Annotated in this window: 10 protein-coding genes; 9 read left to right on the forward strand and 1 reads right to left on the reverse strand. The window is 57.7% G+C overall.

Annotated elements, in window-relative coordinates:
* Window positions 1-28 precede the first annotated feature (28 nt).
* From leuA to ACED88_RS07730, 4 genes are all read left to right on the forward strand, one after another.
* Entirely contained in the window at window positions 29-1,771 is a 1,743-nt protein-coding gene (leuA, locus tag ACED88_RS07715; RefSeq protein ID WP_449106869.1) for a 2-isopropylmalate synthase, read from the forward strand.
* Window positions 1,772-1,882: 111 nt separating this feature from the next.
* Window positions 1,883-2,650 (forward strand): DNA repair protein RecO, encoded by a 768-nt coding sequence (gene recO / locus ACED88_RS07720; protein ID WP_237193747.1) that lies wholly within the window; start codon window positions 1,883-1,885, stop codon window positions 2,648-2,650.
* Window positions 2,651-2,653: 3 nt separating this feature from the next.
* On the forward strand, window positions 2,654-3,433 hold the full coding sequence (locus ACED88_RS07725; protein ID WP_449109250.1) for an isoprenyl transferase: 780 nt from the start codon (window positions 2,654-2,656) through the stop codon (window positions 3,431-3,433).
* A gap of 46 nt (window positions 3,434-3,479) precedes the next feature.
* The gene (locus tag ACED88_RS07730; RefSeq protein WP_449109251.1) at window positions 3,480-4,565 is read left to right on the forward strand and encodes a quinone-dependent dihydroorotate dehydrogenase; all 1,086 of its coding nucleotides are present in this window, start codon (window positions 3,480-3,482) and stop codon (window positions 4,563-4,565) included.
* A 104-nt stretch (window positions 4,566-4,669) separates the two neighbouring features.
* Here the strand turns inward: ACED88_RS07730 and ACED88_RS07735 are convergent, their stop codons facing one another.
* Window positions 4,670-5,239: a DUF3043 domain-containing protein gene (locus ACED88_RS07735; RefSeq protein ID WP_237198952.1), complete on the reverse strand. Its 570-nt coding sequence runs from the start codon at window positions 5,237-5,239 to the stop codon at window positions 4,670-4,672.
* A 100-nt stretch (window positions 5,240-5,339) separates the two neighbouring features.
* On the opposite strand from ACED88_RS07735, the gene ACED88_RS07740 reads away from it, so the two are divergent.
* The 5 genes from ACED88_RS07740 (at window position 5,340) to ACED88_RS07760 (ending at window position 10,400) form a co-directional block, all read left to right on the forward strand.
* Entirely contained in the window at window positions 5,340-6,734 is a 1,395-nt protein-coding gene (locus ACED88_RS07740; RefSeq protein WP_449109252.1) for a M20/M25/M40 family metallo-hydrolase, read from the forward strand.
* Window positions 6,735-6,818: 84 nt separating this feature from the next.
* Window positions 6,819-7,175, forward strand: coding sequence for a HesB/IscA family protein (locus tag ACED88_RS07745; RefSeq protein WP_237185683.1), 357 nt, complete (start codon window positions 6,819-6,821; stop codon window positions 7,173-7,175).
* A gap of 233 nt (window positions 7,176-7,408) precedes the next feature.
* Window positions 7,409-8,278, forward strand: a complete 870-nt coding sequence (gene ctaC, locus ACED88_RS07750; protein WP_185172909.1) for an aa3-type cytochrome oxidase subunit II — start codon at window positions 7,409-7,411, stop codon at window positions 8,276-8,278.
* Between the two features lie 10 nt (window positions 8,279-8,288).
* On the forward strand, window positions 8,289-9,989 hold the full coding sequence (gene ctaD / locus ACED88_RS07755) for an aa3-type cytochrome oxidase subunit I (protein WP_185172910.1): 1,701 nt from the start codon (window positions 8,289-8,291) through the stop codon (window positions 9,987-9,989).
* Between the two features lie 9 nt (window positions 9,990-9,998).
* Window positions 9,999-10,400: a cytochrome c oxidase subunit 4 gene (locus ACED88_RS07760; protein WP_237193735.1), complete on the forward strand. Its 402-nt coding sequence runs from the start codon at window positions 9,999-10,001 to the stop codon at window positions 10,398-10,400.
* Window positions 10,401-10,578 lie beyond the last annotated feature (178 nt).

Genomic DNA, 10,578 nt, shown 5'->3' on the forward strand with positions numbered 1-10,578 from the left:
ACCGATCTCAACATCTAAGGTCATTACGATGAAAAACTTTCAGAAGCCCTCACCCATGCCCGTGCACAAGTACGTGCCATTTGACCAGCAGATTCAGGTTTCTTTGCCCGACCGCACCTGGCCTAATAAGACCATGACCAAGGCCCCCCGCTGGTGCGCTGTTGACCTGCGTGACGGCAATCAGGCCCTGATTGACCCCATGGACACCGAGCGCAAGCTGGCCATGTTCAAGCTCTTGGTCAAGATGGGCTACAAGGAAATCGAGGTTGGCTTCCCCTCAGCTTCAGCCACCGATTTTAACTTCGTGCGCACCCTCATCGAAGAGGGTCATATTCCCAATGACGTCACCATTCAGGTGCTGGTGCAGTGCCGTGAGCACCTGATTCAGAAGACTTTTGAGGCTATCGACGGGGCTCCCAAGGCTATCGTCCACTTCTACAACTCCACCTCTGTGCTGCAGCGTCGTGTGGTTTTCAACCAGGACCAGGACGGTATCTTGGATATCGCCCTCACCGGAGCCCGTCTCTGTAAGAAGTACGAAGAACAGCTGGCTGGCGACACCAAGATTACCTACGAGTACTCACCGGAGTCCTTCACCGGTACCGAGCTGGAATACGCGGTGCGGGTCTGCAATGCTGTGACCGATGAGCTGGGTATTGGCGAGGGCAACGAGGTTATTATCAACCTCCCGGCCACTGTCGAAATGGCTACCCCGAACGTGTATGCCGACTCTGTAGAGTGGGTCAGCCGCAACCTGACCAACCGGGAGCACGTCATCCTCTCCCTGCATCCCCACAACGACCGGGGCACCGGTGTGGCTGCAGCTGAGCTGGGCTACCTGGCCGGTGCAGACCGTATCGAGGGCTGTCTCTTTGGCAATGGCGAGCGCACCGGTAACGTTGACCTGATTACCCTGGGCCTGAACATGTACACCCAGGGTATCGACCCCGAAATTGATTTCTCCGACATCGACGAGATTCGCAGAACCGTTGAGTACTGCAACCAGCTATCCGTTCATGAGCGTTCCCCCTACGGTGGCGACCTGGTCTTCACCGCCTTCTCAGGCTCACACCAGGACGCCATCAAGAAGGGCTTCGAGCGTATGGAGAAGGACGCTGCTGAGCAGGGTAAGAGCGTCGATGATTTAGTATGGGCTGTTCCTTACCTGCCCATTGATCCCAAGGATCTGGGCCGTACCTACGAGGCTGTGATTCGTGTGAACTCCCAGTCGGGCAAGGGCGGGGTGGCTTACCTGCTCAAGAAGGACTTTGGGCTCGATTTGCCCAAGCGCGCTCAGCAGGAGTTCTCTGCTATTGTGCAGGCTCAGACCGATGCCCAGGGTGGCGAGGTTGAGAGCAAGGCCCTGTGGGATATTTTTGCCGATGAGTACCTGCCGAGCAGGGAGGCGGAAGCCCGCTGGGGTAAGTACCGCATTGAATCGCTCTCTATTGACTCTGAGGAGCACGGCGAGACCACTATGCGGGTTGGCCTGAATATTGCTGGTCATACCTACAACCGAGTGGGTCAGGGTAGCGGCCCTATCGAGGCGCTACAGTCGATTTTGGCCAAGGAGGGCGTGGACGTCCGCGTGCTCGACTACTCGGAGCACACCCTGGCTTCTGCGGCGAGCGCCCAGGCGGCCTCATACATTGAGGCAGCGGTGGGGAACCGGGTGCTGTGGGGTGTCGGTATCGACAGCTCGACCACTCGTGCCTCACTCAAGGCTATGATTTCAGCGGTGAACCGCGCACTGCGTGACTCTGCTGAGTAGAGCATAAGCGTGGGCCGTACCGGGACTTCCGGTACGGCCCATCTTCTGACAGTGCCCCGTATAACAGGTCAGGGTAGAGACCTGGCACACTGAATGTGGGAGAATAAAGACGTGACTTCAGCGCTATCTACGACTAAGACCATTCGTGATAGCGCTATTGTTTTACGCACCCAAGATTTGGGGGAGCACGATCGCATTATCATCCTTGCTACCCGGCAGCGGGGGATTCTGCACGCAGTAGCCAGGGGAGTGCGCAAGAGTAGCTCAAAGATTGGTGCCCGGCTCGAGCCCTTCATGCTGGTCGATATTTCGGCTGCCCCCGGTAAAAAACTCGCTACGATTTCTCAGGTTGTTACCCGCCGCGCCTATTTGGGGCCGATTATCAACGACTACACCCGTTACACGGTCGCAGCTGTCTTAGCCGAGGTGGCAGAACAACTGCTCAACCACGAACAAGAGCGCCTAGAGGAGCAGTTCACGCTATTAGCCGGCGCCCTCTCAGCCCTAGCGCGGGGCACCTACCCGCCCCACCGCGTCCTTGACTCCTACCTGCTACGAGCCCTGCACAGGGCGGGCTGGAGCATGGCCATTGGCGCCTGTGCCGCCTGCGGTAGCCTGGATGACCTCACCTATTTTTCCCCCTCCCTGGGGGTGCTGTGTACCGGGTGCGCGCGTACCGGGGACTTCCCTCAGCTCAGCCCACTGGCTCCTGAAGAACCTGCCTATTTAGCGGCTCTGGCCACCGGCGACTGGCCCGGCATTTTGAGCGAGCACCCGCCCGCGCTCCGGCAGCGGGCAGAACGGCATATCATGGACTATGTGCAGTGGCAGCTTGAGCGGCCGCTCAAAACTCTGACCACCCTAGAGAAGGAAATCTAGTAGATGACACCGGTGAAGCCCTACAGCCACCCCAGCGGCGCCGTAGCTCCTGCGATTCCGAGCAAGTTCGTGCCCCAGCACGTGGCCGTGGTGATGGACGGCAATGGACGCTGGGCGAATGAACGCGGCCTACCCCGCAATGAGGGCCACCGAGCCGGTGAAGCAGCCCTGCTCGATGTGGTGGCTGGTGCTATCGAAATGGGTATTCCCTATGTTTCTGCCTACGCTTTTTCAACCGAGAACTGGCGTCGTAGCCCCGACGAGGTCGCCTTCCTCATGCGGTTCTCCTCTGAGGTTCTAGAACGTCAGCTAGAGACCCTCAAGAGCTGGGGGGTTCGCATCCGCTGGGCTGGCCGTCGGCCCAAGCTCTGGAAGTCGGTTATCAAGCTGCTCGAAAAGTGCGAAGAAGAAACTAGGCACAACACCCTGTGTACCTTGACCATGTGCGTCAACTACGGTGGTAGGGCAGAAATTGCGGACGCCGCAGCCCTGATTGCGGAGGACGTCGCAGCCGGGCGCCTCAAGCCCAAGCACGTCAACGAAAAAATCTTCCAGAAATACCTCGACGAGCCTGACCTGCCCGACGTTGATCTTTTCCTCCGAACCTCTGGTGAACAGCGTTTCTCTAACTTCCTTCTCTGGCAAAGTGCCTATGCCGAGATGGTCTTTATGAACGTGCTCTGGCCCGATGTTGACCGTACGGTACTGTGGCAGGCGGTAGAAGAATATGCCCTCCGCGACCGCCGCTACGGCGGGGCCGTTGATAAGGTGACTCAACCCTAAGTTTCCTCCCATACTAGGCGAAAGCCGCGGCTGAAAGGGGTCCGATATGCGGATCTACCCAACCCTGTTCAAACTCTTCTTCAAACCCATGGACGCCGAGAAGGCGCACCATGTGGGCATGTGGGGGGTGCAGACCCTTCGCCGCACCGGTATTTCTCGCCTGGGGGGCCGTTACTTTGCGCCGCACCCGTCACTGGCTACCGAGGTCATGGGCCTGACCTTCCCCTCGCCTTTCGGTGTTGCCGCTGGTTTTGATAAGGGCGGTAAAGCGATTCCGGCGCTAGGTAACCTGGGCTTTGGGCACATTGAAATCGGTACGATTACCGGCCAGGCTCAGCCGGGCAACCCCCAGCCCCGTCTTTTCCGTCTGGTAGATGACAAGGCCATTATTAATCGCATGGGCTTCAATAACGATGGTGCGGCAGCAGCTGGGCCCCGTGTTGCTGCCGCCCGCGCGGACCTTGAAGCCGAATATCGGGGTAAGGTACGCCCCGTCATTGGTGTCAATATCGGTAAAACCAAGGTGGTAGCCCTTAAGGACGCCATCGAGGACTACTTGGTGAGCACTCGGGTGCTTGCGCCCCAGGCTGACTATCTGGCTGTGAATGTCAGCTCACCGAATACTCCGGGTCTGCGTGACCTTCAGGCGATTGAGACTCTTGAACCTCTACTTGAGGCTGTACGTGCTGAAGCCGACCGCGTTGTGCAGGGGCGCCGCGTGCCCCTGGTCGTGAAGATTGCTCCTGATCTGGCCGATGAAGATATTAAGGACGTTGCCGCGATGGCTCTGCGTCTGGGGCTAGATGGCATTATTGCCACGAACACCACGATTGCTCGTGAAGGGCTGGGCCTGGTTAGCCCTCAAGCTAAGGTTGAGGAAATTGGCGCGGGTGGACTCTCGGGCGAGCCCCTCAAGAAGCGTTCACTTGAGGTTCTCCGTCTGCTGAAAGCTGAGGTAGGCGACCAACTGGCTCTTATCTCGGTAGGTGGCGTTACCACTGCTCAGGACGTCGCCGACCGTCTGGATGCGGGCGCCAATCTAGTGCAGGGTTATTCTGCATTTATCTACGAAGGCCCACTCTGGGCAGCTCATGTCAATCGGGGACTGTTGAAATTGCGGAAAACCCGCTAGACTAGACACGTGAGATCATGACACAAAGGGGCGCTACCTCTCTAAAGAGGTAGCGCCCCTTTGAATTTAAGGTTGAAAGCTAGCGGATTTACTCCGTCGTGGCCTTACTTGGGGTATTCGCCGCGCTTAACCTGAGGCTTGGGCAGGCGGAAACGGCGAATCATCATGACGCGGTTGAAGGCGTAGAAGCCGGAGCGGGGCTCAATGGAGCCAAACTTTTCGGTCAACTTCTTCTTGAGCCCGCGCCACATAATCATGTAGTCGATGACCCAGAGTAGAATCATGCCCCACATCAGCAAGATGGTGTACTGCTGCATGCTGGGGGAGAAAAGGCCCACGATAAAGACAGCCAGAATAACGATGATCATGATGTCGCCTACGTTGAAGCGGGCATCAACGTAGTCACGGATGTAGCGGCGCTGGGGGCCACGATCGTTGGCGGGCAGGTAGCGCTCATCGCCGGTTTGCAGGGCCTGCTGTTGCTTTGCCCGGAACTCGCGGTCAGCTTCACGCTGGGCGTCCTTTGCAGCCTTGCGGTCTGCGGGAACCAGGGGAGTGCGGCGGGCAGCTTCACGTTCTTTACGGGAAGGGGTAGGACGTCCCTTGGGCGCGGTGTACCCCGGCTGAGTGGTTTCAGGGGTTTCGTTTGCTACCGGGGTAGCGTCGGCAACCACAGAACCAGCATTTTCTGATGATTTCTTATTACGACCAAACACCCCTTAAGAATAACCAAGTTCGTGCGTAGATATACAGTCAGAGCGTATTCTGAGATGTATGACAACACACGATTTTGATTTTTCTACCCGCCCGGCTCTAGCAACCTACATCGAAGAGAACTTTGAGACTCAGCTTGAACATCTAGCTGAGCTCGTGGCTATCCCTTCTGTTGCCTGGGAGTCTTTTGACCTCACCGAAGTGCAGCGTAGCGCTGAAAAGGTGAAGAGCCTGGCTGAGGAAGCCGGTTTTGAAAGCGTTGAGATTCTCTCAGCGTCCTACGGGGAAGGCCAGCAGGGTATGCCTGCGGTCGTAGCTCACTCACCGGCAGCACCTGGCTTCCCCACCTTCTTGCTCTATGCCCACCACGATGTGCAGCCAGCTGGCGACCGCTCCCTCTGGGAGACCGAGCCTTTTGTCGCCACTCGCAAGGGTGATCGCCTCTATGGCCGCGGAGCTGCGGACGACAAAGCTGGTGTCATTGCCCATCTGGCCGCTTTTAAGGCTGCGCGTGAAGTATTGGGCGACGACTTTAAGGTTGGCGTCACCATCTTTATCGAGGGCGAGGAAGAGGCTGGTTCACCCAGCTTTGATAGCTTCCTGCATACCTACCGCGACAAGCTTGCTGGCGACTACATCGTTGTAGCAGACTCAGCTAACTGGAAAACCGGCGTACCTGCTCTTACCGCGGGCCTGCGTGGTGTAGCAAGCGGTGATATTTCTGTACGCGTGAGCAGCCACTCAGTTCACTCCGGCATGTTTGGCGGCCCCCTGCTGGACGCCAACACCGTCCTTATCCAGCTACTCGCCACCCTGCACGATACTCAAGGTTCAGTTGCAGTTGAAGGTTTGGTTACTGCACCTGAACCTGACGTTGAATACCCTGAGGTCGATTTCCGCACCGATTCTGGCATTCTCGACAGCATGAAGCTGGCAGGTCAGGGTTCTATCTCCTCCCGCCTCTGGTCCCAGCCCGCTATCTCCGTCATCGGCATGGACATCACCTCGGTTGCCGAGTCCTCAAACACCATTGCTGCCACAGCCAAGGCGCGCATCAGCGTCCGCCTGGCTCCCGGCCAGAATCCCGCCGCAGCCCACCAGGCACTTGCCGAGCACTTCGCCCGCCACAACCATCACGGGGCAGAGGTGACCTACCATGCCGAAGACTCCGGTCAGCCCTACCAGGCCGACCTTTCTGGCAGTGGCGCCCAGCTAGCCCTGGCAGCGCTGGGGGAGGCCTGGGGAGTTGAGCCTGTCACCACCGGCATGGGCGGGTCCATCCCCTTCATTGCGACCCTCACCGAGGTCTACCCCGAGGCCCACATTCTGATTACCGGCATCGAAGACCCCGATACCCGCGCCCACAGCGCCAACGAGTCCCTCTTCATCCCCGACTTCCAGAAGGCAATCCTTGCTGAAGCCCTCATGCTGGCGGCAGCTCACACCGCCAACTAGGAATTCACTTGACTGCGAACATCTCGCGCCCCGTACCCAAGAGGCGTAAGATTGACATCAAAACACCCCACGAAAGGATTGCTTATGTCTGAGGCAGTACTCGAAGATCTCCCCACCCACGGCGTTAACCTCACCGAGGTTGCAGCCGGTAAGGTTCGTTCCCTGCTTGAGCAGGAAGGACGCACCGACCTGCGCCTGCGCATCGCCGTGCAGCCCGGCGGTTGTTCAGGCCTGATTTACCAGCTCTACTTCGACGAGCGCGTGCTCGACGGTGACGCCGTCCGCGACTTCGACGGTGTAGAAGTCATCGTTGATCGTATGAGTGTTCCTTATCTCGAAGGTTCAACCATCGACTTCGAAGACACCATTCAGAAGCAGGGGTTCTCCATCGATAACCCCAACGCCCAGGGCTCCTGCGCCTGTGGAGATTCCTTCCACTAAGCGTTCGCCCAGCCCGCTTCACAGGTGGGGGTATGCTCCGGCATACCCCCACTTTTCTGTTTCAGCCCGCCCAAACATGAAATACTTATGTAATGACACGTCAGTTCATTGACAGGTTGTCACCAGAAACGCCCGTTTGAGGGTAAGCTCGTATTGAAAGAATTAACACCTGGGTTAATGCTGTCCACACACAGCACCAGGTGACACGCACATCGCTACAGGAAGGGCCGTCTGTGAGTTCGCAGCATCGAACCAGCAGCAAGGGGCTTAAGGGCAAGGCAGTAGCCGCTGCCACAGCCGTTTCAGCGCTGCTCTTGACCGGTTGTTCAGAACAGGCATCAGTGGGCTGGCTGCCCACTCAGCGTGGTGTAACCGATAACGCCGATACCATCATGGACCTCTGGATTGGTACATGGATCGCTGCGTTGGCTGTAGGTCTTGTGACCTGGGGCCTCATGCTTTGGTGCATCATCGCCTACCGCCGTCGCAAGTACGAAACCGGCTACCCCCGCCAGGTGAGCTACCACGCTCCGCTGGAAATTTTCTACACCGCTATCCCGATCATCCTGATCGTCAGCTTCTTCACCTTCTCAGACCGTGCCGAGCGCGAAATCACCGCTCCCAAGTCTGAAACCGCCGATGTCACCATCGAGGTTTACGGTAAGCAGTGGGCATGGGACTTCAACTACCTCGACGAAAACGTCTACTTCGCCGGCGTCCAGGCTCGCCTCGACAAGGAAGGCAAGGAAGGCGTTGAGGAAACCCTCCCCACCCTTTACCTGCCGGTCAACTCAACCGTAGACCTGCAGCTCAAATCCCGTGACGTCATCCACTCCTTCTGGGTTCCCGCCTTCCTCGAGAAGCGCGACACCATTCCCGGCATGACCAACCACATGTACTTCACCACCGGTTCCGAGCCCGCTCGCTACCAGGGTAAGTGCGCCGAGCTCTGCGGTGAGTACCACTCAGAGATGCTCTTCAACGTTGAAGTTGTCAGCCAGGAAGACTACGATGCCTACATCCAGTCACTGGAAGATGAAGGCAACATTGGCCGTCTGGGTGACGAGTACAACCGTAACCCCAACATGAACACCAACAACTAAGAGGTAACCCGTGACTACTCTTGAGTATTCAGCTGAGACAACCGGTAGCGTTGTCCCGCGGGTGGTTCCTAAGTCCAAGGGACGAATCATCGTCAACTGGCTGACTTCCACCGACCACAAGACCATCGGGTACATGTACCTGATCGCCGCGTTTATTTTCTTCTGCTTTGCCGGTGTCATGGCTCTGCTTATGCGCCTGGAGCTCTTCACCCCCGGTATGCAGTTCCTCGAAACCAAGGAACAGTTCAACCAGCTCTTCACCATGCACGGCACCCTGATGCTGCTCATGTTTGGTACCCCGCTGTTCACCGGTTTCGCTAACGTCCTGGTACCCCTGCAGATTGGTGCACCCGACGTTGCCTTCCCCCGTCTGAACTCCCTGGCCTTCTGGTTCTTCCTGTTCGGCTCACTGGTAGCCATCGCTGGCTTCCTTACCCCCCAGGGTGCAGCTTCCTTCGGCTGGTTCGCTTACGCTCCGCTGAACAGCACCACCTACAGCCCCTCTGTCGGTGGTGACCTCTGGATCTTCGGTCTGGCTCTTCAGGGCTTCGGCACCATCATGGGTGGCGTCAACTTCCTGACCACTATCCTCTGCATGCGTGCCCCCGGCATGACCATGTGGCGTATGTCGGTCTTCACCTGGACCACCCTGATCACCGCAATCCTGATCATCATGATCTTCCCGCCGCTGGCGTCCGCCCTGTTCGCCCTCGGTATGGATCGCCGTCTCGGTGGCCACATCTTCGACCCCGAAAACGGTGGCGCCGTCCTCTGGCAGCACCTCTTCTGGTTCTTCGGTCACCCCGAGGTTTACGTTCTGGCTCTGCCCTTCTTCGGCATCGTTTCAGAAATCATCCCCGTCTTCTCACGTAAGCCGATTTTCGGTTACAAGGGTCTGATTTTTGCAACCATCGCTATTGCGGCTCTGTCAGTTACCGTATGGGCACACCACATGTACGTCACCGGCGCGGTCATGCTGCCCTTCTTCTCCTTCATGACCATGCTGATCGGTATTCCTACCGGTGTGAAGTTCTTCAACTGGATCGGCACCATGTGGCAGGGCTCCATCACCTTTGAGACCCCCATGCTCTGGGTTATCGGCTTCCTGATTACCTTTCTCTTCGGTGGTATCACCGGTATTATCCTGGCAACCCCGCCGCTGGACTTCCACCTATCTGACTCCTACTTCGTGGTCGCTCACTTCCACTACGTCATCTTCGGTACCCTCGTCTTCGGTATGTTCGCAGCACTCTACTTCTGGTGGCCCAAGTTCACCGGCAAGATGCTGAACGAGCGCCTGGGCAAGATTCACTTCTGGCTGCTGTTCATCGGCTTCCACATGACCTTCCTCATCCAGCACTGGCTCGGTGTCGACGGTATGCCCCGCCGCTACGCAGACTACATGCCTGAAGATGGCTTCACCTGGATGAACCAGCTCTCAACCGTAGGCTCCATGATTCTGGCAATCTCCATGATTCCCTGGTTCTGGAACGTCTACACCACCGCCCGCAACGGCAAGCGTGTTGAGGTTGATGACCCCTGGGGCTTCGGTGGCTCACTGGAATGGGCAACTTCTTGCCCGCCCCCGCGCCACAACTTCACCGCCCTGCCCCGTATCCGTTCAGAGCGTCCTGCACTTGACCTGCACCACCCTGAACTGTCCACCAACAACGACGTCGCTGCAGCAGCCCGCCAGGCAACTGCACGCTAGGAGGCCACTGTGAAAATTCTTGCTAAGATTTTCGGTTTCATCGGCGTCTTCCTGATTCCCGTTGGCATCGTCTACGGTCTGATGACTGACTTCACCGAGTGGGCCGGTTTCCCCGCGATTCTGGCTACCGCCGTGATGTGTCTCTTCCTCTGGTACTTCCTGAACTTCACCGACAAGAAGCACCCCGACATGCCTTACGAGAACCTCGAAGGTGAAATCGCTGATGGAGCTGGCGACTACGGCTTCTACTCACCCTGGTCATGGTGGCCCCTCTTCATCGGTGTTGCTTGCACCATCGTTGTTGTAGGTCTGGCTATCGACTGGTGGATCGTACTCGTTGCCATCCCCTTCGCAGCAGCAGCTGTTCTGGGTTGGGTTTACGAATACAACCGCGGCGACCACGCCCACTAAGAGTCTTACCTGACTCAAAGGGTGGGGCCCCTATCCTCTCGGATAGGGGCCCCACCCTTTTTTGTGCCGTTTCTAGAGCGCTGAGAGAAGAACAGGACGGCACAGGACGGCACAGGACGGCACAGGACGGCACAGGACGGCACAGGACGGCACAGGACGGCACAGGACGGCACAGGAC

It is taken from the genome of Rothia sp. 11273D007AR, assembly GCF_053547255.1.